The sequence below is a fragment of the Deefgea salmonis genome, from assembly GCF_020531905.1.
Classification (GTDB): Bacteria; Pseudomonadota; Gammaproteobacteria; order Burkholderiales; family Chitinibacteraceae; genus Deefgea; species Deefgea salmonis.
Genome location: NZ_JAJAWG010000017.1, coordinates 1 through 26,982, shown reverse-complemented (window position 1 = coordinate 26,982; position 26,982 = coordinate 1). Strand labels below are relative to the sequence as shown.

The window sequence follows — 26,982 nt, the reverse complement described above, 5'->3', positions numbered from 1 at the left end:
TGAGGATGAATAACCAAAACCACCGTTTTAATTTCTTATCTTAGGGCTGGCCTTGCTCAGCCCTCATTTGTTAGGCCCTATGCAAACCGTTTCTTTTTCGCAATCGGGCCTAACCGCCCTGCCCCCGTTGGCACTTTATATTCACTTTCCTTGGTGTGTGCGCAAATGCCCGTATTGCGATTTTAATTCGCACGCGGTCAAAGACGGCATTCCAGAGCAGCGCTATATCGATGCGCTGATTGCCGATTTAGAAAGCAATCTGCCGCAAGTTTGGGGCCGATCGGTGTCGAGTATTTTTATGGGCGGCGGCACGCCGAGTTTGTTTTCCGCCGCCAGCATGGATCGCTTGCTCGAGGCGATACGCGCACGCATCAAACTCAACCCCGACGCCGAAATCACCCTTGAAGCCAATCCGGGCACCTTTGAAGTCGAAAAATTTGCCGGCTACCGCGCTGCGGGGATTAATCGCTTATCCATCGGCATTCAAAGCTTTAATGCCACGCACTTAAGCGCTTTAGGCCGTATCCATAATCGCGACGAAGCCCTGCGCGCCATTGAGATCGCCGCGCAGCACTTTGATAATTTTAACCTCGATTTAATGTATGCCCTGCCCAAGCAAACGCTGGCCGAGGCCGAGGCCGATATCGACCAAGCGATTGCCTGCGGCTCAACGCATTTGAGCGCTTACCATTTAACGCTCGAACCCAATACGCTGTTTCACCGCTATCCGCCAGCCTTGCCTGATGACGATTTAGCCGCCGATATGCAAGAAATGATTGAAGCCAAGCTCGCGCAAGCTGGGTTTGGCCACTACGAAACCAGTGCTTTTTATAAGCAACACCCAACTAAAGATCACCGCAGCCAACACAATTTAAATTACTGGCAATTTGGTGACTACCTCGGCATTGGCGCTGGCGCGCATGGCAAAATCAGTTTTCACGACAAAATCATTCGCCAAGCGCGGTTTAAGCAGCCCACAGAGTATCTGGCCAAAATGGCGATGGGCTCGGCGCTGCAAAGCGAAGAAATCATCGAAAAATCTGCGCTGCCGTTTGAATTTATGCTCAATACATTGCGCTTAACCGGCGGTTTTCCGATTGCGCTGTTTAGCGAGCGCACTGGTTTGCCGATGAGTAAAATCGTTTACGAAATTGAGCGCGCCTGCACTGAGGGCTTACTCGAGCGCGATTTGCACCATGTACGGCCAACGCTCAAAGGGCAGCGTTTTTTAAATGTGCTGATGGAACGATTTTTGCCGGATTAAGCGGCAACGCACAGTACAATGCTCCGCATAGAGATGCACACGGGGTGACGCGCCGTGTTCACGTCAGCTGAACAGCCGAGGCAAGGCATTGAAAAGCCAACGCAGAGGCGCAGAGAAAAGCCAAATCAGGATTCAAACCACGAGTAGGCACGATGTGTGAAGCAGCGACTTGGTCTTGTTTTACTCTGGTTTTACTCTGGTTTTACTCTGGTTTTACTCTGGTTTTACTCCGCGTCTCTGCGCCTCTGCGTCAAAAAGATTTTTTAAGTGAACACCACCATGCGCTCGGCTTGATTTGCGGCTTAAGCCAATTGCCTGTGGCTGAACATCTGGGTATATTCACCTAACAATTAATAATCAATGGCTAGCGCCATATACCTCTGGATTACACAATGGAATGGCCTGTTACGGCGCTTTCGCCAAGTGAAAAATACAATTTAATTACCGACTGCGTTGTGCCTCGGCCGATTGCTTGGGTGACCAGCACCAATCCGGACGGCAGCATCAATATTGCGCCATTTTCTTATTTTAATATTGTCAGTAGCGAGCCATTGATTGTGTCGCTCAGTGTCAATCGCCGGCAAGATCAAAGCGGGCTGAACGAGCAAAAAGACACCGCGCAAAATCTACTCAATGGTGGCGATTGCGTGATACATATTCCGTCGCACGATCATGCGCCAGCAGTGCACGCCACGGGTTCAAGCACACCACCGAGCCAAGCGCAAATTGATGCGCTCGGCTTGATGTTTGCCGCCTCACAAGCCGTCAAAACCCCGCGCATCGAAAACTGCGCCGTCGCCCTCGAAGGGCGTTTAATGCAGCATATCGAAGTCGGCCAACCGATTGCCGCCGATTTATTGCTGATTGAAATCGTGCATATTTATGCCGCTGACGACCTACTGCACAATGGCCGCGTTCACCCCGAACCGTATGCGATCAACGCCAATAAGCGCCCCTAAATCACCATTCTGTTTCAAGCCAGCATCAAAAAACCGCAACCGCGTCATCGCCGTTGCGGTTTTTTTTGCCCTACGCATTGCACTTTTTTAATTACACAACACAAAAGCTTTGAGTTGGTAAGAGTAATAATTACAATTGTATTTTATTTCACCAAACAATCCTCAAGATTACAATTGCGCCAGATCAGCAGTTTCATATGCCCTGTACCATAATCTACTCAGTAGCCGTCAGTAGCCGTCAGCAGCCGTCATCAGCCGATGCGACAAGGCAGCGGCAAAGCACGGCACCGTGGTTGCCCAGCGAATCCATCGTAAACAGGAGAGCAACATGTACCTTATTAATACCGGCGATACCGCCTTTATCATTTTATGTACGGCGATGGTGTGCCTGATGACGCCGGGCTTAGCCCTGTTTTATGGGGGACTGACTCGCAGCCGCAGCATGCTGTCGATCATGATGCAAAATTTCATCTCTATGGGGGTGATTTCGATTGTGTGGATTTTTGGCGGTTTTAGTTTGGCCTTTGGCCCCGATATCGGCGGCGTGATTGGTGATTTGACTTACTTTGGCTTTAGCGGCATTGGCGGCATGCCCCACCCGCATTACGCGCCATCGATTCCGTTTATTATGTTTTTTGCTTATCAAATGATGTTTGCCATCATCACGCCCGCGCTGATTACTGGCGCATTTGCCGAGCGTTTTGATTTTAAGGCTTACCTCAAATTTATCGTGCTGTGGATGCTGCTGGTGTACGTTCCCGTGGCGCACTGGATTTGGGGCGGTGGCTTTTTGGCCAAACTCGGTGTTATCGACTTTGCGGGCGGGATTGTGGTCCACACCTCCGCTGGGTTTGCTGCCTTGGCCACGGTGATGTTTTTGGGGCAACGCGATATTGCGCCCGATGACAAGCCAGAAGCCAGCAACTTACCGCTGGTGGCGGTTGGCGCGGGTTTACTGTGGTTTGGCTGGTTTGGCTTTAATGCCGGCGGCGCGTATGCCGCCAATGCTTTGGCCGCGTATGCCTTTGTCAACACCGCAGTGGCCGGTGCGGTGGCGATGGTGGTTTGGCTGATGCTCGCTTGGCGTTTTGAAGACAAACCGAGTTTTTCTGGCGTGCTAGTCGGTGGCGTGGCCGGTTTAGCCACCATCACGCCAACAGCGGGTTATGTCGAGCCTTGGGCGGCGGTATTGATTGGCGCGATTGGCGCAACAGCATGCTACTTTGCCAAAACCTTGCAATCGCGCTTTAAATACGACGACGCGCTGGAAGTCTTTCGCGCGCATGGCGTGGGCGGTGTGGCGGGGTCACTATTGGTAGGAATTTTAGCCAACCGCGCGATTGACGACGTCAACGGCGGCTTACACCAATTTATGATTCAACTGATTGCCGTGGTGTTAGTGGCGGTATATTCCTTTGCTATTACTTGGGTGATTATGAAATTAATCCATAAACCCCGCGTGAGCATTGCGGCAGAAGAAGAAGGCCTCGACGAAGCCTTACACGGCGAGCGGGCGTATTTTTTTGATAAAGACAACTAAGGCGTTTAGATTGGCTCACTGGCTGGGTGATTGAAGCTGTGGTGTTTAGACTACGTGTTGATGATTTTAAGTGCCTGCGGCACATTGTTTTACAGTCGCAGTCAGTGGCGGCCCCTCTTTCTTTGACTCGCCAAAGAAAGAGGGGGAAAGAAACGCGCCCCGAGCGCGCATCGGTCCCCGATGCCCTCGATTGTCGTGAGCCAAACGATAAAACTGTTTGTCTCCCTTCCTCACTCGGTGCGCTTAAACGGGGTTTTAAGCCCCTACTCGACGAGCGCGGCACTGCATCAAACCCAATCTAAACATTGCCATTGAACCGGTGCTGCCCTCAAAGCCTTGAGCCGACTTCTATGTCGGCTCAAGGCTTTTACTACGCGGAACACTGTCAAAATCCAGTCAAATTGCAGTAAACTCTGCAGACAAAACTCACTTAATATCCTCGCCGCCGCTGCCGCTGGCGACTTTTTCCCTCTCTAGGAGCGCTCCAAATGAGCAAATCGATTATTCATTCCGAGCAAGCCCCGGCTGCTGTGGGTACGTACTCGCAAGCGATTAAAGTCGGCGACACGGTGTATTTATCCGGCCAAATTGGGCTTGATCCAGCGTCAGGCGTCTTGCTCGATGGCTTTGAAGCGCAAACGCACCGCGTATTTCAAAATCTACGCGCGGTTTGCCAAGCGGCTGGCGGCGATTTATCTGACATCGTCAAATTGGGGGTTTTTGTGGTCGATTTGGCCAACTTTGCTCAACTCAATGCCATTATGAGCGAATACTTTAGCGCACCGTTTCCGGCGCGCGCGGCAGTCCAAGCGGCTGCGCTACCCAAAGGCGCATTGGTTGAAGCCGATGCGGTGATGGTTTTGCTGCGCAATGAGTAGCGGCTATCTGATCGCCAAATACCTGATCACAGCGGCGGTCGTGGTCGGTATTTCTGAAGTGGCGAGCCGTTTTGAGCGCATCGGCGGCCTGCTGGCTGCCCTGCCCTTAGTTAGCTGCTTAACGCTGATTTGGTTATATATCGAACAAAATCCCGCCGACAAAATTGGCGCTCATGCTTGGTATACGTTTTGGTATGTACTGCCCACATTGCCGATGTTTCTGGCGTTTCCATTGTTGCTAACGCGGTTTGGCTTTTGGCCTGCACTCAGTATTGCAGCCATCGCCACAATGCTGTTGTTTTTGCCTTACAGTTTTTTACTCAGCCGCTATTTTCAAATTCATTTATGGTAAAACTGCGAAGCAATGAGCTTGGGCTTAAGGGTATCTGCTGCAAGCACTTATTTAATAAAGCCTAGCAGCATATACCCAAGGGATCATAATGCCATTCCAAAACCCAAGCGACGCCCAAATCCAAGCCTTGCTGCAGATGACGCGCACCATTGCGGTGGTTGGGCTGTCGGATAAACCGCAGCGCGCCAGTTACATCGTCAGTAGCAAAATGCAAACGTGGGGTTTTGACATCATCCCGATCTCCGCCAAGCCACAGGCACAGATTTTAGGCGCGGTGGTGTATCGGCAATTGAGCGAAGTCACCACGCATATTGATTGCGTGGATGTGTTTGTTCGCAGTGAGGTCGTCGGCGACATCGTTGACCAAGCGATTGCGCTGGGCATTAAGCTGATTTGGTTGCAAAAAGGCATTAGCGATGAAGCCGCCGCCTTACGCGCCCAAGCTGCAGGGCTGTGCATCGTGATGGATCGTTGTTTAATGACCGAATATCAGCGCTTATTTCCGCAAAAGTTGCTTTAAAATACCCGCCACCACGCCCTTAAAGGCGATGCCAATGCGCGCAAGCGCTGATTTGGCCGCATTTTTCATTATTCTATTTCAACACGCTTGCACTGATAGGCAGGCTCAGCGTAGCCTTAGCACACCTTAAAATTTCGCCAAAATCATGAAACTCAATTTCAGCAAAATGCACGGCCTCGGGAACGACTTTATGGTGATCGACGGCGTGCGCCAAACCGTGGCACTCAGTCAGCAACAAATCGCGCAGCTGGGCCATCGGCAATTTGGCATTGGTTTTGATCAACTGCTGCTGGTTGAAGCCAGCACCACACCGGGCATCGATTTTCGCTATCGGATTTTTAATTGCGATGGTTCCGAAGTTGAGCAATGCGGCAATGGTTCACGCTGCTTTGCGCGTTTTGTCGTTGAACAAGGCTTAAGCGACAAAACCGAAATCGCCGTAGAAACCGCCAAAGGCGTGATCTACCCGCGCCTTGAGCTCGATGGCAATGTCACCGTCAACATGGGCGCGCCGCGCTTTGCCCCAGCAGATATCCCTTTTATTGCCCCCAATGAAGCGATGATTGATCCCTTGATTGTCGATGGTCAGGTTTACGACATCTCCGTGGTGTCGATGGGCAATCCGCATGCGGTGCAAGTGGTGGCATCGGTTGATGCCGCGCCGGTGGCGCTGCACGGCGCTTTGATTGAAAATCACCCACGATTTCCGCAAAAAGTGAATGCCGGTTTTATGCAGATTTTAAGCCGCAATGAGATTCGCCTACGCGTCTTTGAGCGCGCAGCGGGCGAAACGCTGGCCTGCGGCACCGGCGCTTGCGCGGCTGTCGTCGCAGGGATACGCCGTGGCTTACTCGACGCCACGGTGATTGTGCATACCCGAGGTGGCGATTTAAGCATTAGCTGGGCGGGCGACGCACACCCCGTCATGATGACCGGCCCAGCAGTGACCGTCTTTGCCGGCACGATCGAGGTTTAACCTAAGGATACCCATATGCAAGCCAATGAAGTCGTACAGTGGTTACAACAAAATCCAGAATTTTTTGATGCGTTTGCCGATGATCTCGCCGAAATCTATGTGCCACACCCTCATCGCGGTCAAGCCGTTTCATTGGCTGAGCGACAATTACTCACGCTGCGCGATAAAAATCGCTTACTCGAAGCGCGCCTTGGCGAGCTGCTGCAATTTGGGATCGAAAACGACCATATCTCGGACATGCTGCATCAGCTCACCGTTGATTTAATGAAGGCCGAAGACTTGCCGAGCATTATCGGCACCTTGGAATACCACCTAAAAGCCCGCTTTGCCGTACCGCATTTGGCGCTGCGCTTATGGCTGCCCAATATTGACTCCAATCTATTGGAATTCACCCCAGTTGAGGACGGCATTCACAAGCTGGTCGACAATCTGAACAGCCCGTATTGCGGGCCATACGTGACTGATGACGTGTTAAATTGGTTTGCGCTTGAAACGGGTGATCTGAGGTCTTTTGTGCAATGCGCGCTACGCACTGGTGACTTGCCGTTTGGGATTTTGGTGTTGGCCAGCCCCGACCCGGAGCGCTTTTACCCGGAAATGGGCACGCTGTATTTGCAACGTTTAGCCGAATTGGTTTCTGCCGTGATTCGCCGCGTGGTACCAGTAGCGCCAATATCGAGCAGCGAGCCGGTGAGCGCCACCGAGGTTGAGGCCGCGCTCACTTGAAGCCGATTCGCCGCCCAAGCCAAGTTGTGCCGGAAGCAACGGCGCAGCATTTCGCGCATTTCTTTCGCTATTTGCACGGCGAAAAAGCCGCCAGCGCCCATACACACCATGCCTACCAGCATGATTTACAGCTGTTGGCCGACTGCGTTGGCGCGCGTGATTTAGCCGCACTAAGCCCGTTAGACGTGCGCGGCTTTGTGCGGCAATTGGCCAGTCGTGGTTTGTCGGGGCGATCCATTGCCCGCACTTTATCGGCTTGGCGGGCGTTTTATCGGCTGATGTGCCGTGACTTTCATTGGTCGAGCAACCCGATTGAAGGCGTGAAAGCGCCCAAGCATCGCCCAGCCTTGCCAGCGGCGATGAATATCGATGACGTGGTGGGTTTTTTAGAGCATATGCCCGATGAAGATCCGCTGGCCTCACGCGACAAAGCCATTTTTGAGCTCGCTTATTCATCAGGCTTACGAGTCAGTGAGTTGGTGTCGCTCAAGCTGATCGATCTCGATCTGTTGCACGGCATGGCCACGGTGACCGGTAAAGGCAATAAAACGCGGCTAGTGCCGATCGGTAAAATCGCCGTAGAAACGATTCGCCGCTGGTTATTGATTCGCACTCAATTGGCCTACCCGAACACCCAAACTGTTTTTGTCAGCAATAAAGGCACGCCGCTCACGCCGCGCGCGGTGCAATTGCGGCTGAGACAATGGCAAGAAAAACTCGGCCTGACCGAGCCACTCTACCCGCACAAACTGCGCCACAGCTGCGCCAGCCATTTATTGCAATCGTCGGGTGATTTGCGTGCAGTACAAGAATTACTCGGCCACGCCAGCATCGCCACCACGCAGGTTTACACGCATTTAGACTTCCTGCATTTAGCCCAAAGCTACGACAAAGCCCACCCGAGAGCCAAAATACCAGACAACAACACCGAGGTATCTGGCCCTAAGCCTGAATAATCAAAGCCTACATCGATATACATTGAGTTATTTTGGCTTTGTTTAGATTGGGTGTTGATGCTGTGCCGCAGGCACTTAAAACCATTAACACGTAATCTAAACATCGCCCGGATCAAGCACTGGTATATTCAAACAAGTCATAACCCATCTGCTGCTCGATCAATTTGGCGCTGCGAATTTTAATGCTGACGCCCTCAGTAGTCAGCAGCATAAATTCACGCAGCGGGGTATAACTGCCCTTGAGCGCAATAATGCGCTGCGCTTGCTGCAGCACCGCAATGGCCGGCAGCAAAATCGCCACTTGATTGGCTGCGGCACTTTGCAATGGCCGCATCAACACCGGCTGCGCCTTGGCGCTCATTACTTGCAAGCCCATTTCGGTCGCCCCGTCATGGCGTTGTTGCAACCAGCGAATCGATGCCACCATCCAGTTCTGGCCGCCATTGGCCCGAATCGCGACAATTTCACCGGGTTTAGCCTGCTCACTGGGCAAATCACGCGCCAAAATGGCATAACCACCTGGGCTTTCATTGACCACTTGCCACGGCATCACACAGCGCTCTAAATCATTGATCGCGGCCAATTGTTCAGTCAGATCTACCGGTTGATTGCTCAGCGGCAAGCCATCGTTCAGTTGCTGCACGGTGGCCTGAAAGCCCAGCGCCACCTCAACCAGGCTTTGCGCTGGAATTCGCTGATACAGCCGCTGCGGCGAAATACTCCATTGCCGAATCACCCGCCGCAAGATTTCTAGCCACATTTGTACTTTTTGTCGATCATTGGCCAGCGGCACTTTGGCTTCAACATTCATTTCAGCTTTATGCAGTTTTTTGGCCAGCTCAATGGTATCAATCAAAATCGACTGGCCGGGCAATTGCTCAAGCGAGCGATTACCCACAAAGTGCGGCGGCTGATCCAGCTCTAGCTCGACCAAGAAAAACCCCGCGCTGGAATTTAATTTACTCACCGGTTGAAAGTGCGCATACATCGCATAGCTTTCGATAATTTCGATGATTTTATCCAGCTCAGCACCAGAAAACCGCTGCGGATCGGCCAAGGCCAGCAACAAAATTTGCTTATACAAAGTGGCAATCGGTCGGGTTGATTTTTCTTTTGGATTGTCGGTTTTGCGTTCATCTAAAAAGCGATTTTCCGCCGCATAGCGAAATAGCTGATGAATTTCGGCCCACATGCCACTGGGCATCGGTTGAAACAAACGGCTACACACTTGGTAAACCCGCCAAAAGCTATACATCACCGCTTGCAATAACACCGGCAGCATTTTGGACGAAGTAAAAAAAGTGAATTTTTTATCCACTTTATCCATCAGCGCCAGTTTCCAACCTAGCGCCATTTCGCCCCATAAATTCAGCGCCAATTGTGCCGCTTGCCGCGCCGATTCTTTCATCGGCAAGCCGGGTGAGGCATAAGCCGATTCAAAAGCGCCGGTCAGCATTTCCAAAGAATTTTGGTATTCTTGCAGTAATTTAATCCGCTCTTCGGGTTCAAGCTTGATGCGATTTAACGTCGATAAGGCATCGAGCAGCATCCGGCCAGCTTCTTGCACGCCAGCTGGCAAGCCAATCAACCATTGCCGTAGCCGCTGCGGATTGGTTTCTACAGCGCGGGCTAATTTAGGGTTTGGGTCTGGCAAGGTCAACAATAAAGACATAAACAATATGCTCGGTGATTACCAGCAGCGCGCCAAGGCGTTCAGCGTGCCTGCCAGCAGAAATTGAGCGTCTTCTGCCGTCATAATATACGGCGGCATGAAATAAACCGTATGACCAATCGGCCGCAACAACAAGCCTTCTTTTAAGGCTTCTGTAAAGCAAAGCGTGGCAAATTGCGCCGGAGCGTCAGCAATTTCGAAAGCCCAAATCATGCCACAATTTCGCCAATGCCGAACACGTGGATGCGTAGCCAGTGGCGCAAAAATGCGATTAAACTCGGCGGCCTTACGCTGATTTTGCGCAATTACGTCTTGATCGCGAAAAATCGCCAACGTCGCCAACGCGGCAGCGCAGGCCAATGGATTGCCGGTATACGAATGCGAGTGCAAAAAAGCTTTGGCCGTTTCATCAGCATAAAAGGCAGTATAGACCGCATCACTACATAAAACGGCAGCTAGCGGCAAATACCCCCCAGTAATCCCTTTAGAAAGACAAATTAAATCTGGCTTGATCTGCGCTTGCTCGCAGGCAAACATGGTGCCGGTGCGGCCAAAGCCAACGGCGATTTCATCGGCAATCAATAACACTTGATACTGATCACACAGCGCGCGTGCTTGTTGTAAATAGATCGGATCGTACATCGCCATGCCCGCTGCGCCCTGAATCAAAGGCTCAACAATCAAGGCGGCAATCTCGTGATGCTGCGCGGCTAACACGCGGGCCAAGTCTTCAATCGCCCACAAAGCCACGTCGCGCGCGCTTTGGCCGGGCTGGGCTTGCCGAGCATCGGGGCTTTGCACGGCAAAATTGTCCCGCACCAAGGGCGAGTAAGCTTGACGGAAAATCGGCACATCGGTCACGGACAATGCACCAATCGTTTCGCCGTGGTAGCTGTCTTGCAAATACACAAAGCGGTTTTTGGCAGGCAGTCCTAAATTACGCCAATAATGCGCCGTCATTTTGAGGGCAATCTCGGTGGCCGACGCACCATCCGAGCCGTAAAAAGCATGGCCCAAGCCGGTCAACTCGGCCAATTGCTCAGACAACGCCACCACCGGCTCATGGGTAAAGCCCGCCAGCATCACATGCTCGAGCTGATCCATTTGCTGGGTAATCGCCGCCTTAATTTGCGGTTGATTATGGCCAAACAAATTCACCCACCAACTCGACACCGCATCCAGATAACGCGTGCCATCGGCGTCATACAGCCAAACACCATCGCCACGGGCGATTGGAATCAGCGGCAAAGTTTCATGGCGCTTCATTTGCGTACACGGATGCCAAACCGCCGCCAAACTGCGATTGAGTAACGCTTGATTGGCGTGCTGGGGAAGCGTTTGCTGAGTCATAACAAAACCTAAAATTTCAATTTGGGCATTTTAACAGCATCACCCCTGCCCCGCCTTATGCGCTGTTGACATGCCCCGCCGCACGAGGACGATTTGCTTTGGTGGCGCAAGTAGTCAACCCGAGGTGTTATTCAGCGCATGCTCCGCAGCGAACAGCGCCCCGCTTACGTGGCCTTGCCTCAAGCCACAATCAGCGCATACGCGGTTAGCCAAGCCAAGCCAAGTCAACAGACCCTCAGCAAATGTAATTATTCAGCCCACAAAGCATCGCCAGAATGATTGACGCCACGGCGCGGCGAACTTTAGACTGAGGCACTCCCTTGTTTCACTCTGGCTTTTCTGATGAAAATTCTCGACTTACGCAGCGATACCGTCACTCATCCTACTGCCGCCATGCGTACTGCCATGGCCGAGGCCATTGTCGGTGACGACGTGTATGGCGACGACCCAACCGTCATCGCCCTCGAAACCGCAGCGGCCGAGCGCTTAGGCAAAGAAGCGGCCTTATTTGTCCCGACCGGTACTTTTGGCAATCAATTGGCGATTTTGAGCTACTGCCAACCGGGCGACGAAGTTATTGTTGGCGATGATAGCCATATCGTTTGGCATGAAGTTGGCGGCGCCGCCTTGATTAGTGGCGTGCAGCTCAGAACCATCGATAGCGATTTAGGGACGATGAATGCCGAAAAAATCCGCAAAAAAATCCGTCATGGCGTGGATATTCACGAGCCTAAAACCGCGCTAATTTGCGTCGAAAATGCCCATTCCAATGGCCGGGTGATTGCGCTAGAGACCATGCAGCAAATTTGGCAAGTGGCGCAAGCCGAAGGCGTGCCAGTGCATTTAGATGGCGCGCGGGTATTTAATGCCGCCAGCACTTTACAAGTCGATGTCAAAACCATCACCCAGTATTGCGATAGCGTGATGTGTTGCCTGAGCAAAGGCTTGGCCGCGCCAGTCGGCTCAATTTTGGCCGGCAGCCATGCGCTGATTGCCAAAGCGCGCAAAAAACGCAAATTGCTCGGCGGGGGCATGCGCCAAGTTGGCGTATTGGCCGCGCCCGGTTTATTGGCACTCAATGAGATGACTACGCGCTTGGCGGACGATCATCGCCACGCCCAATTATTAGCCGCGCAATTGGCCAAAATTGACGGCATTGTTATCGATCTGGATTCGGTGCAAATCAATATGGTGTGGTTTAACTTTAGCCGCGAGATTGATGTCGACAAGCTGATGCAAAGCTTGGCCAATGCAAATATTAAAGCCAACCCACCGGAGCACGGCGCAATGCGTTTGGTGACGCACTGGCAAATTGAAGAGACCGACCTCGCCCGCGTTAGCCAAGCAATTGAAGCGGGTATTGCTCGCTAAGCTATATTGAAAATAGATTAGATCAAGATACCCAATGGTCTGGGTATTTTTTGGATTTGGCGTTGATATTTTAAATTGCACGCATTTGAATAGATCGACTGTAGCCCCTTCCCCCTTGATGGGGGAAGGCTGGGATGGGGGTGTTGAGCTTAAAATGCACTTTGTTGTATCACCCTCACCCTAACCCTCTCCCATCAAGGGAGAGGGAATGCCGCGATACTCTAACCACCATCAACTCGTAATCTGCACATTGCCTAATCTGTTGACGTTTGATCGCCATAAAAATGGCGCGAATCACTTCGCGCCATTTTTTTACATCACACACCACTCGGCCAACTACGCTCCATGCGCCTGATTGACGATATCAATCAATTGCTGCTCGCTAAGCTCGCCGACGATTTTTTTAATCAAACGCCCTTTCGGGTCGAGTAAAAACGACGTTGGGGTTAATTGCACCTCACCAAAAGCGCGCGCAATCTCGCCACTTTGGTCGTACACCATTTCAAAAGGCAGCGGCGTTTTGGCCAAGTAATTTTGAATATACGTCGGGTTGTCATAACTCATCGCCACCGCGATGGTGATCAATTTGTCTTTGCCCAATTTATTTTGCGCGGCGACCAATCCGGGCATCTCGGCCATACAACCAGTGCAGCTGGTGGCCCAAAAATTAACCAGCACCACCTTGCCTTGATAATCGGCAATTTGCATCGGTTTACCCGCCATGGTGGTCATCGTTTGCTTGAGCGGCATTTTTTCTGCGGCGCTAAAGGCATTAAACCCCAGTGCAGCCGCACCGATCAATGCCGCAGTGAGCGCAATTTTGAAACCGAGTTTCATTCACAGCATCCTTAATTTGACCAAAGTGCCGAGCATTTGGCATTTCAACTGAAAAACAAGGCACTATTTTGAATGGAAAATGCCTTAGCGTATAGCGTGGCGTGCATTGATTTTTTTACGGCTCAGCCCCATACCCCCAATAGCGTGGTGGCCAGCGTGACGCAATAAAAAAAACCGCACCAGCTCTTGAAAAAGAACCGCCTCGCCCCTACCATTTAGCACTCAGGCAAGTAGAGTGCTAAACACCTGCTTGTACAAACAAATTTATACCTCTAACGACTGTTCAATACTCAGGAGTTTTAAACCCATGAAAATTCGTCCATTGCACGACCGTGTGGTCATCAAACGTGTTGAAGCTGAAGCTAAAACTGCATCAGGCATTTTGCTCGCAGGTAGCGCCGCTGAAAAACCAGACATGGGTGAAGTGGTTGCTGTTGGTGCTGGCAAAGTATTGGAAAACGGTAGCGTTCAAGCGCTGACGGTTAAAGTTGGCGACAAAGTATTGCTCGGCAAATACGCACAAAGCGTAAAAATCGACGGCGAAGAACTCATCGTTGTTCGCGAAGAAGAAATCTTCGCAATTGTTGAATAATTTTTGGATTTAAGCCCTTGAGCTTGGTGGGTTACGCCTTAAAAATCCAAGGCTAAGCCACCCTACATGATTTGATATTGGAGAATTTAAAAATGGCTGCAAAAGAAGTAATCTTCGGCGATAGCGCTCGCGCAAAAATGGTTGCTGGTGTCAATGTATTGGCCAATGCCGTTAAAGTAACTTTGGGCCCTAAAGGCCGTAACGTGGTGCTTGAGCGTTCATACGGCGCACCAACGATCACCAAAGACGGTGTTTCTGTTGCCAAAGAAATCGAATTGAAAGACAAATTCGAAAACATGGGCGCACAAATGGTGAAAGAAGTGGCCTCTAAAACTTCTGACATCGCCGGTGACGGTACGACAACAGCCACCGTATTGGCACAAGCCATCGTGCAAGAAGGCATGAAATACGTGGCTGCCGGCATGAACCCAATGGATTTGAAGCGCGGTATCGACAAAGCCGTGATCACTTTGGTGGCTGAACTCAAAAACATCGCTAAACCATGCACCACCAGCAAAGAAATCGCGCAAGTTGGCTCGATCTCAGCGAACTCTGACGAAATCATCGGCGAAAAAATCGCTGCTGCGATGGAAAAAGTCGGTAAAGAAGGCGTGATCACCGTTGAAGACGGCTCAGGCTTGGAAGATGAACTGGACGTAGTTGAAGGTATGCAATTCGATCGTGGCTATTTGAGCCCGTACTTCATCAACAATCCAGAAAAACAAATCGCTTTGCTCGACAACCCATTCGTGTTGTTGTTCGACAAAAAAATCAGCAACATCCGTGACTTGCTGCCGATCTTGGAAGGCGTAGCTAAAGCGGGCCGTCCATTGTTGATCGTCGCTGAAGACGTGGATGGCGAAGCATTGGCGACCTTGGTAGTCAATAACATCCGTGGCATCTTGAAAACTGTTGCCGTTAAAGCGCCAGGCTTTGGTGACCGTCGTAAAGCCATGTTAGAAGATATCGCGATCTTGACTGGCGGTACTGTGATTGCAGAAGAAGTTGGCTTGACGCTAGAAAAAGCTGAATTGTCGATGCTCGGCCAAGCTAAACGCATCGAAGTGGGTAAAGAAAACACCATCATTATCGACGGTGCAGGCTCTGAAGATTCAATCAAAGCGCGCGTAGCAACAATTCGCCAGCAAGTTGAAGCTTCAACCAGCGACTACGACCGTGAAAAACTGCAAGAGCGCGTGGCCAAATTGGCTGGCGGTGTTGCGGTTATCAAGGTTGGCGCAGCCACTGAAATGGAAATGAAAGAGAAGAAAGCCCGCGTAGAAGACGCATTGCACGCCACTCGCGCTGCGGTTGAAGAAGGTATCGTTGCTGGCGGCGGCGTTGCATTGCTCCGCGCTCGCTCTACCATTACTGAATTGAAAGGCTCAAACGCTGATCAAGACGCAGGGATTAAAATCGTTCTGCGTGCCATTGAAGCGCCATTGCGCCAAATCGTACAAAACGCCGGCGACGAGCCAAGCGTTGTGGTGGCTAAAGTATTGGAAGGCAAAGGTAACTTCGGTTACAACGCAGCGACTGGCGAATACGGCGACATGGTTGAAATGGGTGTACTCGATCCAGCTAAAGTAACGCGTTCAGCCTTGCAACACGCCGCTTCTGTGGCTGGTTTGTTGTTGACGACAGATTGCATGATTGCTGAATTACCAAAAGATGACGCTGCTGGCATGCCAGATATGGGCGGCATGGGTGGTATGGGCGGCATGGGCATGTAATTCCCACCTTGCCTTGGCAGGGAAAGATCAAAACCGGCGTTTTCGAACGCCGGTTTTTTTATGCCCAGCGATTGCTGTCACCAAAACAAATAAATGCTTACCTTGAAAACAGACCATTCCTCAGCCAAATTAAAGGGTGCCCGAACTCATTCACCAAGGCTGTGCTGTGAAATTTTTTATGTGCCTCAGTATATTCATGCTGTACACGGCCACGGCCACGGCTGCCGAAGAAATTGAATTAGATCCTCATCTTGAGACTGACGAAGTCAAACCCGCCGACCGATTGAGTATCAGTGGTTTTTATACCTTAGGCATCAACCACAATGACAGCCCTAGCCAGTATATTCGTGACCTATCGCAATCCAATACCCATCACGGCCACACTTCCGCGACCACCGATAGTCGCGTTGGCGTACAGCTGCTGGCCGATTTTACCCCTCAATGGAGTGCGGCTTTACAAGTAACCGCCCGAGAAGGCGTTGATTATGCCAATGGCGATGCGGTTGACTGGGCTTTTTTGCGCTATCGCCCGAATGAAAATTGGAGCATTCGTGCAGGCCGGCTCAGCATTGATATGTTTATGCTGTCTGATTTTCGCAACGTAGGCTACACCTATCCTTGGGTGCGGCCGGTGCAAGATTTTTATGGCTTAATCCCGTTTTTTCAATACAACGGTGCCGATATTCAATTTCGCCAACAATTGGGTGATGGCGAGCTCAGGCTAAAAGGTAATATTGGGCAAATCAGCTCAACATTAAACGCTGGCGTAAGCGACTTTCGTATTCACGGTAAAAAACTAGCGAGCGCCTCACTCGAATGGAGCGATGATATTTTTCATCTGCGCGCCTCAATCGGCCAAATGGATTTGCACGGTAAAGTACCGGGCAGCGATGTCCTCGCCAATGGCTTAGGCCAACTCAGTCCTTTTTGGCCTAGCGCCCTTCAAATTCAGCAAGATTTAAACATTGATGGCCGTCTTAAATTTTTATTATTCGGCGCCAATTACGATAATGGCCCGTGGTGGCTACAAGGCGAATGGGGGCGCGTGCAATCGGAAACCGTGATTTATGGTCATATGGAAGGTGCGTATCTGAGTGCGGCCTACCGTATCAATGCTTTTCAACCCTATATCACGCTTAGCCAAGCCAAATCGAAAAACGCCCCATATCGTGCCCCATTACCTCAAGGCCCATTACCACCACCTTTAGCGGCCGCCAGCCAGGCTTTAGCCGCTGGCGCAAACCAGTTTCTGGGCAGTTTATACACCGATCAACAGACCTACTCGATTGGCATTCGCTGGGATTTTCGTCCCAGAATGGCGCTGAAGTTTCAATATGATCGCATTCACGCCACCGACGGTGGTAAAGGCTTATGGGAAAATGGCAATACGCAAACGGGGCCATTGAAAGCCAATGTCTTTAGCTTGTCATTTGACGGTTTATTTTAGGTGCGGATGATGAAAAAAAATCTGCTCCTCTTATTTCTTACGCTCAATTTTAGTTTTGCCCATGCTGAACTCTGGGTGATTGCGCACCCACAAAATGCCGCGGTATCACTCACACCACAACAAGTCAGTGATATTTATTTAGGTCGATTATTCGGCGGCAATGTGCCATTGCAACCGCTTGAAATCAATTCAGATGAATTGCGTCGCCGTTTTTACTTTGCGTTGACGGGCAAGCCTTTGGTTAAAATTGACGCATACTGGGCTAGACTACAATTTGCCGGCCAACAAAAACCACCACGGCGGCTAGCTGATCCCGCTTCGGTGATTAAAAGTATTAGCCTTAATCAAGATCAAATTGGCTTTATTGAGGCCAATACCTTACCCAGCCATAGTGGGGTAAAAGTCGTGCTTAAATTGGAATAAATATCAACATGGCTTTTCGACAAACTATTCATTACAAACTGTCAATGACGATCGCTCTATGTGCGATTTTAGTGGCGTCGATTTCTTCTTTTATTATTTATCAGCTCAATTACGCCAATGAAATCAAACACAGCTATTTAGATATTAAAAACCTTATGGCCGCAGTTGAAAAAACTGCCGCCGTCGCAGCATTCAGCGGCAACCAACAAATCGCCAGCGATGTGATTAATAGTTTGATTCTTAACCCACTGATTCGCAACGCCAACATGAATGGCCATAATCATTTACAGATCGCTGCGGGAAAAAAGTCCAACGATACCGAATTAAGATTACCACTGTATGAGCCGCTGGATGAACGTAATATCGCCGGCTATTTAACCGTAGAAATCAATACGTCCGAAATGGACCGCCGCGCCAAAACGCGATCAATCGACACGGCGGTTTCCTTATTTATTCTGTCCTTATTAATTGGCTTGGTGGTGTATATCGTCGTTTTTTTTAAATTAAGCCGGCCACTTACTCAATTATCCAGTCGATTACAAACCATAAAACTAGCCACCGATGATCGACTCCCTCATTTAAACAACAAACAATATGATGAATTAATTCAACTCACGCACCACATTAACTATCTACTCAATATGGTCAGCGATGTGATTCATGCCGAGCGCGAACTTCGCGCGCAAATTAGCAAACTTGAACAGCAATTTAGAGGGATTTTTGAAAGTGCCAACGTGGGTATTGCGCTGCTGGATGAATCCGGTCGACTGATCTTAGCTAATCCGGCCTTTGCCAAGCTACTGGGTGAAGGCATTCATGCCCAAGCCAAAATCAGCGGCCAATGGATTGACCGCCTATTTGCTCAACCCTATCGTTTTTGGGGGCAAATCTATGCCAGCTTAGAGCGCAATCAAGCCACGGCGAACGATCTGCAAACCTGTAATGATTGGCTACACGTGATTATTTCAGCCAGCTATAACGACGCCCATACGCCCTATTACCAATGCTTAATTTATGACATTAGCGACCGAAAAAAACGCGAAGACCAAATGCGCCGCAGCGCAGATTATGACCACCTTACTGGTTTACAAAATCGCCATGCCAGCGAAAAAATCTTAATTCATTTACTCAGCAACACCATTGCAAACAAAAATCAACTGGCGATTTTTATGATTGATTTAGACCGTTTTAAATACATCAATGATACCTATGGCCATGAAGCTGGCGACAAAGTCCTGCAAGAATGCGCCAGCCGCATGAAGCAACATTTCACCCGTGACGAAGATTTAATCGCCCGCTTAGGCGGCGATGAATTTATGATCGTTGCCTATTTTGAAGACATCACCCAACTTCGCGCCATGGTACAAGCGCTGATTGTGAGCCTTAATTTGCCAATCGAACTTGGCAATGCCGTTTTTGATCGCGTCGGCGCCAGTATCGGCATTGCGCTGGCTCCCCAGCATGGCAGCAATAGCAATATGCTGATTAACAAAGCCGATCAAGCCATGTACCAAGTGAAACGCTCTGGGCGCAATGGCTTTTGCATCTATGGCAGCCCCCATTGCCTAACGCCACAATCGCCGTCGCAGCAAATCAATCCAGCATTGGGGCATTAAATCTTGTGTTTTTCAGCGCGCCGTAGCGATAAAATCCACCTCGGTATTTGTGACGATATCCACTTAAAACGTTAAAATAGTGCGTAGCACTGGCCTGCCCTATGGAAATACGCTGTGAACCCCCAATTACTTGAATTACTCAACGGACAAGCATCAAACTACCCGCATCATCTGGCGCAACTCCATCCGCATTTGCACGATTTAATTGCTGCAGCCTCCAGCAGTGATGAATTTGAAAACTACTTACGATCTTTATTAATCGACCAGCGTGGTAATCGACAAGGTTTTTCGTCCGTGGTGATTTCAGAAATTTTTCGTTTAATTCAAGCGTGCGAGCAAAAAACCCAAGGATATAGCGACGCCGAAGCGCCAGACGTGTGGGAGCATGTGAAACAAGCACGCGATCACTTAAACGCCTGCGGCATCACCTTTAATCTAGAAAGCTTCTTTGCGGCTGCTGAGCGAGGAGAAACATTAAAGCTGGTGTTGTTTTTAAAAGCGGGCATGAAAATCGACGCGCGAGATCACCACCAAAAGACGCCACTCATTTGGGCGGCATCATTTGGGCATCTACCCTGTGTTGGCCTGCTCTTGGCCAATCAAGCCCAAACCGACCTTGCTGACAGTGGCGGCTATACCGCAATTCACTGGGCCGCCGCCAATGGACATGCCGAAGTGATTCGACTCTTACTTGAGCATGGCGCAAATGCCAATCTCAGTAGCCACACCGGAAAAACCCCATTGATTCAAGCTGCCGCACGTGGGCAGCGTGATGCTTTAATGCAATTGATGGACGCTGGCGTTGCGCTCAACACCCAAGATGCCGCAGGAGATACGGCACTGCACAAGGCCATCACGCAAGGGTATGTGCACGTATCTCAGGCACTCATTCACCATCATGCAGATACCCACCTATTAAATCGAGAACAATGCAGTGCTTTTGATTTGGCGACGCGACATCCCAATCTGGCCATCCGGCAACTGGTCAAACAGCAACCCATTTCGGCTTAGGCTCTACGTTCGCGCCCCTGCGTGATCAAACGCAGACATAGCATGACGCTGTGGCAGGCTTGGCCCCTTGTTTTAGGGAAAAAATCACATCGATTTTGATCGGTAAAACAAACGTCAAAGCCGCAAACAAGCGACTTATTTTTTCAATAAGCGCACTTCACGCCGCGCCCTAGCTTGTTCCCAACGCGTTTTCGCCTCGTCGTCAGCGGGGGCTAAAGGCTCAATCGCCAGCGATTGCCCCTCGGCATTCATGGCCACCATCGTAAAATAACAACTATTGGTATGGCGCTCGGTCTGCTCGCAAATATTTTCTGCCACCACCCGAATGCCAATTTCCATCGAAGTGCGACCGGTGTAGTTCACACTGGCTAAAAAATGCACTAACTCGCCGACATAAATCGGCTGCTTAAAAATCACCTGATCCACCGACAACGTCACCGCATACGCACCCGCGTAGCGACTTGCACACACATAAGCGACTTGATCGAGCTGCTTTAATAAAGCGCCACCGTGCACCTTACCAGAAAAATTGGCCATATCCGGCGTCATGAGCACCGTCATGCTAATTTGATGCTTTGGACCATCCTGCATAATCAAAACCTCAAGGTATATACACCTAGCTTAACATCTAAAAGCCACCCCACGATATACCCCATAAAACTATGGTGTTGAATCATTTACAAAAAGCAATATGATCACAGCACTCTGCTATCCCCGCATGCAAAATACTCATCATCCGCACAACGCTGATATGCAATAAGACTGCAAGTGCATTTGCCAAATGCAAAATCACTGCCAACCTGAGCATTTAAGCCAGTAAACAATAATACCGATCACTTGGATTTTGCTTTACATCGCCCATCCAACAACTCGCGCCCAAGCGAATAGGCTGCACTGCACTCAGCGTCATTGCCGGCACATCGCGCTGATCTAAAATTAATGTCACATCACACGCCAACGCCTGCCCCAAGCAAAATTGCAGCAATGCACGTAAAGCCTGTGCACCGTCGCCATCGGGCTGCAAAGCATTAAATTGCGCCATCGACAAAGGCCCTAAGCGCAAATTGACTTTCGTTTGTCGATCCCACACCCGATCACCCGCAAAGGCCGATATACCCAACTGACAAAATGCCCCGCCCAGCTGCGTTTGCTCGTGCAACGGCAAATTCATCCACTGCCCTGCAAACTGCACTAACTCCGCTCGAAAGCCAAAAAAACCTTCGATTAAAGTAGTTAACGCTTGGCTGGAGATGGGTTTTTGGCTCAACAAACCCGCAAAATAAATAAATAAACTTTCATTTTGTAAGCTTCCTTGCCCCATTTGCGCCCGCAAAGCCCCCAAGCCCATACCGCTTAAATCAAGCAAATTTCGACTAAAACCATCTTGCTCGCCATTTTCAACTTGCAGCCAAAAACGGTATTTCTTCCACGCACCGTAAAACAGCGCAATCGAGCGATGGCTAAAAATATCTAAAAATGCATGTAAAGTTGGGTCTCGAAACTGCTGTTGGCGCTCAATCAGCAGCTCGGTATAGCTGGTTGGCAACACACCACTAGGCCCCGTCAAGCCCATAAACGCCACTTCTAACTCATTGAGTGCGCCTTCTTGCGTCTCTACGGAGCGATAGCGCGTGATTTCGCTGGCCGGAAACGCTAAATTGGCCAAAGTGCGAAAGCGCAGTTTTTCAGGTAACAGACTGCGTTTTTCTCTACGCTGTTTTGCACTTAAACTTAGAATCCGTACCGCTTGAAAAAACCGATATGGACTGGGGTCAGCATGGATCTCGTTTTCTAAATGACGAGGGCTTCGCCGGCTCGAGCTCGCCATAGCGCAACCTCCTGTTGCTTAGTATTAACGCGTAAACGAGTAAAACTATTGGGCGCACAATACAGCGCAAAAAATCGCTCCAACACACTGGCAAATAAATAAATACTGCTACCAACATAAAACGCTTCATCTAAGGTGAGTGTAATGTCGGTCCCGCGAACAAAACCAGCAAAATCTCGCCCCAATACCCGTGTGACCGCCGGCGCACTCTCTATGGCTGCAATACCTTGAATTTGCTTGGCATTCACTGCGGAATCGGTTTGGTTATAGAGCACCAACATTTCTTGCAAAGCACCCCGTCCAGATTCGATTAACGACAAATAATTAAGCGATAAATGCGAGACCAGCCGCCATTGCAGACCTCGTTTTTGCGGCGGACGGATACTGGCCGTGGGTTTACGCAATAGTCGAACTCGTCTAACGACAGAATGCCCAGGCAATGTGAAATCAGTATGTTGCCCCGACTGATTGCCACCAAATGGAATCATCTCCGGCAAATCGCGATTACTACATAGCATTTCGATGCTGAGCACCTCTGCCCCTGGGCGAACGGGATTAAAATCCAAATCCACCAAATGCAGCTCTAAATCAGTCCCCTTATCATCGCCTCGTGACGAAACCTCACGACTTGCATGCCAATAAAACCGAGATCCCGCAGGCTCAGCCCCATGGCGGATAGCATAAAACGGTAACACTTCTTCACTACGTTCATCGCTACCGGTTTTTTCGACCCGCACTACGCGGCGCAACTGCATCACTTCAAAAGCCTGCTGCTTACGTGCATCGGCCACAACGGGATAACTGGCTTTTTGATGCGTCACTCGAATTGGCTCGCCCTGATGCACAAACAAATTCACGATCGGCGTACAACCCAATTTAAAATGCGAGGCCTGTAAATGCTGCAATAAGCGCGCGTGACGTTCGGTATCTGGCCAATGCTCAATCAAACACTGAATCACCAGTGTATTGCCACGAATCACCCGCGCTATCGGCGCTAACTGCTGCAATTCAACAAATAAAAATTTATCTGGGAAACTGAAATACTCAGTAAGTAGGCGATAACCCAAGAAAGATCGCTCATCATATTCGAGCATGCCTTCATCCCGCCCAAAGCCAACGGGCTGCAATGCCGACGCCGGCAAGGTACGTGTCACGGCGGGGTCTTCACTGCCATCGCCGACTCGAACCCGTAAGGTATTGGACAAGAGCAGCTCATACACCAAATGCATTAATGCCGGCTCACCGTCTAAGAAAAACCGCAGCGACTGCAAATCAATCTCTGCAATGGGCAAACCAGCATGGGTATTGAGCTCAAAGGTTAGTACTGCTGCGGCATCGGGCGCGATACGTCGTAAATGAGGCGAACTACTGCTTAATTCGATTAAGGCGCGATTTAACGTCAGCGGATATAAATCAACCGGATAACAAGAACGAAATTTGCACGTCACACCTTGAATAGCCGGAGCATGCACGGCTTGCCCGCGGGCAATGGTGTAGCGCTTGGCGATTTCGGGACGTTCCGGATCGCATTCATACTGCACAATGCTCGATGAAGGAATCGGCCGCAAATAATGCGGATACAGCACATCTAAAAAACTAGCTGCAATTTCGGGGTATTCGTCGTCTAATTTTTTGTGAATTCGCGACGCCAAAAAAGCGAACGACTCAATCAAACGCTCAGTATGCGGATCTTCACACTGATCGCCCTCTAACTGCAAACGCCCAGCAATTTTGGGATAACGTCGAGCAAACTCACCCGACAATTCACGCAGCAAACTGAGCTCACGTTCGTAATACGGCAATAATGAATCTAACATGCGGACACTATTTTCCAGGCACTTCAGAGATAAAAACCAAAAATAATCAACACAACGGCATGATTAATCGTCTAATTACTGACATTATCATATTTTAAATAGTAATATTAAAGACATTTTCGCCAACAACACAATTCACACAACTGACTAATTTATAGTATTTTTCACCAGACTCCTTTACGCCATTGCAAAGAGCAATCGAACGAATATGACGCACACTGAAAGCCTGAGTCCCCTGCTCGCCCCAATTCATCCCGACCACATCGCCGGTCAAGACTTAGCTTACTCACCGCTATTTGATCAAATCCGCGAAGCTCGCCGTGCCGACGACCCAACGTTGTCTCAAGGCGAGTGGGGACAAGCACTCAAAACCGCCGATTGGAATAAAGTGATTCAGCTGTGCGAACAAGGCCTCGCCCAGCAAAGTAAAGATCTACAGCTGGCCGTGTGGTATGGCGAAGCACTGGTCAAAACGCGTGGCTTTGTTGGCGCCCAACTGGCACTGCAATTGCTCGATGGCCTGCTGGAGCAATATTGGGAAACCGGCTACCCCGAGTATGACCCCGACGATCTGGACGAACGCGTCGGCAAGCTCGAATGGTGCAATACCCAACTTGGCATGGCGCTGCGCGAGGTCGCGCTAACCGACCCCAACCACGGCGGCTACAACTGGCAGCAATGGCAAGAATCGCGCGATGTCGAAAATATGGGGCTCAAAGATGATCAGGCCAAAGAAGCAGCCATTGCCGAAGGTAAATTGGCCGGCGACGTCTTTGATAAAAGCGTCAACGCCAGCGGTCCGACGTGGTTTAGCCAACTGCACCAACAACTCACCTCGGCTCAAACCGCCTACCAAGCTTTTGATGACCGAATCGAGCAACGCTTTGGCCATGCAGCCCCCGGCCTTGCCGAATTACGCAACGCATTAAAAGATTGCCTCGATGTCGTTAACCGCCTGCGTCTGCAATGGGGCGAGCCCACCCCTGCACTTGCCGCCAATACCGGCAGCCTACTCACCGCGCCGATCGGCTCTAAAGTGGTTGAACATATGCCCAACACCGCTGCACCAACACACTCTGCGCCACCGCCAAGCTACACTGCCAACGCCACCACGGCAGGCCCAATCCAAAATCGCGCCGATGCGGTGCGCCAACTCACCGAAGTCGCCCGTTATTTCCGCCAACACGAACCGCACAGCCCCGTCGCCCTACTGGCCGAACGCGCCGCCAAATGGGCCGAAATGAGCCTAGAAGAATGGCTCAGCTCGGTGATCAAAGACGACGCTACGCTGGGGCAACTGAACGAATTGTTGGATATTCGAAGGAATTGATTGGGTATAATCATGTAGGCTATATAATCTGTGCTCTGCATGCACATACCATGCCAAAAATTTGGAATCAATTTTTGATGAAGGCGACACGTTATGCCGCCTTCATCAATTATTTAGCGCTGTAAAGCTGCCGGGTAAGTGCTGGCGTTGCTGGTCGATGCGGAGTTATGATTCGCGCTTTTCACGCTAACGGTGCTGGGGCAGTGGATTTCGATATTGCCGCCTTTTAGGCGAATATAGCCTCCGCCCGCGGTGACGAGGATTTCGTCTTTGGCGACGACGGTGATCAGCTTGATTGTCACTTTATCTTTCACGCCACTCACAAACAGGCTGATGTGCTGCTCGCCGTTTGCGTCAAGCTTTGTGGCGTCGTCAGTGCAAGGCCATCTTGGCCGTGGAGCATCAATAATTGCTACCCGCTTCTCAACTTGAAGCATCGAGTAAAAAATAGAATGCGTGACATCTCAACTTACCGAGAAAAGCGCAGCACACTAATCATTCCCATGAAACACGGTCCTAAATTTCATAATACCAATGCTATTAAGTCCATATTCATTGAGTTGAGCAATAAAACCAGCCATTGAATCGTGGATATAATTAGCCAAAAAATGTTCTATCTCTTCGTTCAGTGCATTCAAATTCATTTTTTTGGCCACTTCAATCAACTTGCGCTCTTTATCCCCTAGCGCCAACCCAGAGCTTTTCATTAACTTCTCATAATTCTGTGCAGCTGAATGTGGTGCATAACCAGGGCTTCGTGGGTCGGTACCTAAACTTGCTAAACGCTGAATTAAGCATTGCTGTGTTTGCCCAAGATAATTTCGGTGCTGAACTGATGCGTTCACCCATGGTGCAGTGGCTGCAAATCGTGTATTCGGCGCAGCGAATTGCCGTTTATGAAGCGACGCGAGCTAAGAATCCACAGCGGTGGTCAAGCAAAACGCGCAACTGGGAAAGGACGAAAACTGTGCATTTGAATCCAGAAAAGCTATCCGATACAGAGGTCTTACTTGTAAGGGAAAAAATGGCGCAAAAGATGGCATAGGATTTAACGATTGAGGCGACAACTAGTTTGACAATTACCGCGACCAATAATGTGCGATTCGTGCTGGGCATGGCCTATTGCTGACGACCGAGGCCAAAGGCGGCGCAGCCGATAAACAGCTGGATCGCAACCCGGCCACTAGCCAGCTTGAATCAGCGTTAGAACTGGCGAACAGCTTAGCCGAAGTCGCCACCAAGCAACTGGCCGACACCATCGAAACCGGCGACAACGAGCAAAAGATCAAACCCGATAATTCAAATAGTGAAAAAAGCAAAACTGGCCACCTGCACCACCAACTGCACGCAGCAAAAAGCTGGGAAGCAGGAACGAACACGGATTCAGAAGGCGAAACCCAATCCAAAAACCAAACCGGCCAGCAACCGCTGCTGATGCTCCACGGCCAAGACGGCCTCGCGTTGACCACGCCACAGAGCCTAACCCAAACCGCCAGCAGCAACATCGACCAAGTCGCGCAACGCGACAGCAACCAAACCACCGCCGCCGCTGGATCCACAACGTCGGCCAGCACATCAGCCTGTTTGTGGCTGGTACCAAGATAAAATCGTGCTGAAACTCATCGCCGCCAAAGGCAAGGTATAGTGGTCCCAACAAAACAGACAGTAGTTTAAGATGGTTTCTGCGTAAGCGCTCAGCCGCTCCACCACTTTGAAGCTTATTTTTCTGTTAGCGCTCGTAGCGGTAGTAATTCGTCGATGCGGCTGTTCGGCCAAGTGGGGAG

At 50.3% G+C, this 26,982-nt stretch carries 28 protein-coding genes; 20 read left to right on the top strand and 8 right to left on the bottom strand.

What is annotated here, in order from left to right; translation table 11 throughout:
* Positions 1-79: 79 nt before the first annotated feature.
* From hemW to LG219_RS14950, 10 genes are all read left to right on the top strand, one after another.
* Positions 80-1,264 (top strand): radical SAM family heme chaperone HemW, encoded by a 1,185-nt coding sequence (gene hemW, locus LG219_RS14995; RefSeq protein ID WP_226765256.1) that lies wholly within the window; start codon positions 80-82, stop codon positions 1,262-1,264.
* Positions 1,265-1,416: 152 nt separating this feature from the next.
* Positions 1,417-1,611, top strand: coding sequence for a hypothetical protein (locus LG219_RS14990; protein WP_226765255.1), 195 nt, complete (start codon positions 1,417-1,419; stop codon positions 1,609-1,611).
* 45 nt (positions 1,612-1,656) lie between these two features.
* Positions 1,657-2,223, top strand: coding sequence for a flavin reductase family protein (locus LG219_RS14985; protein ID WP_226765254.1), 567 nt, complete (start codon positions 1,657-1,659; stop codon positions 2,221-2,223).
* 328 nt (positions 2,224-2,551) lie between these two features.
* Complete coding sequence (locus LG219_RS14980; RefSeq protein WP_226765253.1) at positions 2,552-3,763, top strand: ammonium transporter; 1,212 nt, start codon at positions 2,552-2,554, stop codon at positions 3,761-3,763.
* A gap of 488 nt (positions 3,764-4,251) precedes the next feature.
* Entirely contained in the window at positions 4,252-4,641 is a 390-nt protein-coding gene (locus LG219_RS14975; RefSeq protein WP_226765252.1) for a Rid family detoxifying hydrolase, read from the top strand.
* On the top strand, positions 4,634-4,993 hold the full coding sequence (locus tag LG219_RS14970) for a DUF3147 family protein (RefSeq protein WP_226765251.1): 360 nt from the start codon (positions 4,634-4,636) through the stop codon (positions 4,991-4,993). Before LG219_RS14975 ends, LG219_RS14970 begins: the two co-directional genes overlap by 8 nt.
* Before the next feature lie 88 nt (positions 4,994-5,081).
* Positions 5,082-5,513, top strand: a complete 432-nt coding sequence (locus LG219_RS14965) for a CoA-binding protein (RefSeq protein WP_226765250.1) — start codon at positions 5,082-5,084, stop codon at positions 5,511-5,513.
* Positions 5,514-5,655: 142 nt separating this feature from the next.
* Positions 5,656-6,489: a diaminopimelate epimerase gene (gene dapF / locus LG219_RS14960; protein ID WP_226765269.1), complete on the top strand. Its 834-nt coding sequence runs from the start codon at positions 5,656-5,658 to the stop codon at positions 6,487-6,489.
* Positions 6,490-6,504: 15 nt separating this feature from the next.
* Complete coding sequence (locus tag LG219_RS14955) at positions 6,505-7,215, top strand: DUF484 family protein (RefSeq protein WP_226765249.1); 711 nt, start codon at positions 6,505-6,507, stop codon at positions 7,213-7,215.
* Positions 7,212-8,171: a tyrosine recombinase XerC gene (locus LG219_RS14950; RefSeq protein ID WP_226765248.1), complete on the top strand. Its 960-nt coding sequence runs from the start codon at positions 7,212-7,214 to the stop codon at positions 8,169-8,171. Before LG219_RS14955 ends, LG219_RS14950 begins: the two co-directional genes overlap by 4 nt.
* 112 nt (positions 8,172-8,283) lie before the next feature.
* Here the strand turns inward: LG219_RS14950 and LG219_RS14945 are convergent, their stop codons facing one another.
* Positions 8,284-9,843 (bottom strand): cyclic-di-GMP receptor FimW-related protein, encoded by a 1,560-nt coding sequence (locus tag LG219_RS14945; protein WP_226765247.1) that lies wholly within the window; start codon positions 9,841-9,843, stop codon positions 8,284-8,286.
* Positions 9,844-9,861: 18 nt separating this feature from the next.
* Positions 9,862-11,193 (bottom strand): adenosylmethionine--8-amino-7-oxononanoate transaminase, encoded by a 1,332-nt coding sequence (gene bioA, locus LG219_RS14940; protein ID WP_226765246.1) that lies wholly within the window; start codon positions 11,191-11,193, stop codon positions 9,862-9,864.
* A gap of 342 nt (positions 11,194-11,535) precedes the next feature.
* On the opposite strand from bioA, the gene ltaE reads away from it, so the two are divergent.
* Positions 11,536-12,564 carry a low-specificity L-threonine aldolase gene (ltaE, locus tag LG219_RS14935; protein WP_226765245.1) on the top strand — a complete coding sequence of 343 codons (1,029 nt, stop codon included), beginning with the start codon at positions 11,536-11,538 and terminating at the stop codon, positions 12,562-12,564.
* A 336-nt stretch (positions 12,565-12,900) separates the two neighbouring features.
* Here ltaE and LG219_RS14930 read toward each other — a convergent pair whose 3' ends face one another.
* The gene (locus LG219_RS14930) at positions 12,901-13,401 is read right to left on the bottom strand and encodes a TlpA disulfide reductase family protein (protein ID WP_226765244.1); all 501 of its coding nucleotides are present in this window, start codon (positions 13,399-13,401) and stop codon (positions 12,901-12,903) included.
* Positions 13,402-13,708: 307 nt separating this feature from the next.
* Here LG219_RS14930 and LG219_RS14925 point away from each other — a divergent pair, with 307 nt between their 5' ends.
* The 6 genes from LG219_RS14925 to LG219_RS15485 all read left to right on the top strand — a co-directional run bounded on the left by LG219_RS14925 (position 13,709) and on the right by LG219_RS15485 (position 20,223).
* Positions 13,709-13,993 carry a co-chaperone GroES gene (locus LG219_RS14925; protein ID WP_173531806.1) on the top strand — a complete coding sequence of 95 codons (285 nt, stop codon included), beginning with the start codon at positions 13,709-13,711 and terminating at the stop codon, positions 13,991-13,993.
* Between the two features lie 92 nt (positions 13,994-14,085).
* Positions 14,086-15,726, top strand: a complete 1,641-nt coding sequence (gene groL / locus LG219_RS14920) for a chaperonin GroEL (RefSeq protein WP_226765243.1) — start codon at positions 14,086-14,088, stop codon at positions 15,724-15,726.
* A gap of 196 nt (positions 15,727-15,922) precedes the next feature.
* Positions 15,923-17,173 carry a porin gene (locus LG219_RS14915; RefSeq protein ID WP_226765242.1) on the top strand — a complete coding sequence of 417 codons (1,251 nt, stop codon included), beginning with the start codon at positions 15,923-15,925 and terminating at the stop codon, positions 17,171-17,173.
* A gap of 9 nt (positions 17,174-17,182) precedes the next feature.
* Complete coding sequence (locus LG219_RS14910; RefSeq protein WP_226765241.1) at positions 17,183-17,596, top strand: hypothetical protein; 414 nt, start codon at positions 17,183-17,185, stop codon at positions 17,594-17,596.
* A gap of 44 nt (positions 17,597-17,640) precedes the next feature.
* Positions 17,641-19,212 carry a diguanylate cyclase domain-containing protein gene (locus LG219_RS14905; protein ID WP_226765240.1) on the top strand — a complete coding sequence of 524 codons (1,572 nt, stop codon included), beginning with the start codon at positions 17,641-17,643 and terminating at the stop codon, positions 19,210-19,212.
* A 114-nt stretch (positions 19,213-19,326) separates the two neighbouring features.
* Entirely contained in the window at positions 19,327-20,223 is an 897-nt protein-coding gene (locus tag LG219_RS15485; protein ID WP_226765239.1) for an ankyrin repeat domain-containing protein, read from the top strand.
* Between the two features lie 135 nt (positions 20,224-20,358).
* On the opposite strand, the gene LG219_RS14895 is transcribed toward LG219_RS15485, so the two are convergent.
* The 3 genes from LG219_RS14895 to tssF all read right to left on the bottom strand — a co-directional run bounded on the left by LG219_RS14895 (position 20,359) and on the right by tssF (position 23,868).
* Positions 20,359-20,814 (bottom strand): acyl-CoA thioesterase, encoded by a 456-nt coding sequence (locus tag LG219_RS14895; protein WP_226765238.1) that lies wholly within the window; start codon positions 20,812-20,814, stop codon positions 20,359-20,361.
* A gap of 217 nt (positions 20,815-21,031) precedes the next feature.
* The gene (tssG, locus tag LG219_RS14890; protein WP_226765237.1) at positions 21,032-22,051 is read right to left on the bottom strand and encodes a type VI secretion system baseplate subunit TssG; all 1,020 of its coding nucleotides are present in this window, start codon (positions 22,049-22,051) and stop codon (positions 21,032-21,034) included.
* Positions 22,015-23,868 carry a type VI secretion system baseplate subunit TssF gene (tssF, locus tag LG219_RS14885; protein WP_226765236.1) on the bottom strand — a complete coding sequence of 618 codons (1,854 nt, stop codon included), beginning with the start codon at positions 23,866-23,868 and terminating at the stop codon, positions 22,015-22,017. Before tssF ends, tssG begins: the two co-directional genes overlap by 37 nt.
* A gap of 208 nt (positions 23,869-24,076) precedes the next feature.
* Between tssF and tssA the strand changes: the two genes are divergently transcribed.
* On the top strand, positions 24,077-25,198 hold the full coding sequence (gene tssA, locus LG219_RS14880; protein ID WP_226765235.1) for a type VI secretion system protein TssA: 1,122 nt from the start codon (positions 24,077-24,079) through the stop codon (positions 25,196-25,198).
* A gap of 113 nt (positions 25,199-25,311) precedes the next feature.
* On the opposite strand, the gene LG219_RS15540 is transcribed toward tssA, so the two are convergent.
* Together LG219_RS15540 and LG219_RS14870 are read right to left on the bottom strand one after the other, a co-directional pair.
* Positions 25,312-25,512 (bottom strand): DUF2345 domain-containing protein, encoded by a 201-nt coding sequence (locus tag LG219_RS15540; protein ID WP_226765234.1) that lies wholly within the window; start codon positions 25,510-25,512, stop codon positions 25,312-25,314.
* A gap of 177 nt (positions 25,513-25,689) precedes the next feature.
* The gene (locus LG219_RS14870; RefSeq protein ID WP_226765233.1) at positions 25,690-25,905 is read right to left on the bottom strand and encodes a hypothetical protein; all 216 of its coding nucleotides are present in this window, start codon (positions 25,903-25,905) and stop codon (positions 25,690-25,692) included.
* Positions 25,906-25,973: 68 nt separating this feature from the next.
* Between LG219_RS14870 and LG219_RS14865 the strand changes: the two genes are divergently transcribed.
* Both LG219_RS14865 and LG219_RS14860 read left to right on the top strand, forming a co-directional pair.
* The gene (locus LG219_RS14865) at positions 25,974-26,243 is read left to right on the top strand and encodes a hypothetical protein (RefSeq protein WP_226765232.1); all 270 of its coding nucleotides are present in this window, start codon (positions 25,974-25,976) and stop codon (positions 26,241-26,243) included.
* A gap of 77 nt (positions 26,244-26,320) precedes the next feature.
* Positions 26,321-26,803, top strand: a complete 483-nt coding sequence (locus tag LG219_RS14860) for a DUF2345 domain-containing protein (RefSeq protein ID WP_308444095.1) — start codon at positions 26,321-26,323, stop codon at positions 26,801-26,803.
* Positions 26,804-26,982 lie beyond the last annotated feature (179 nt).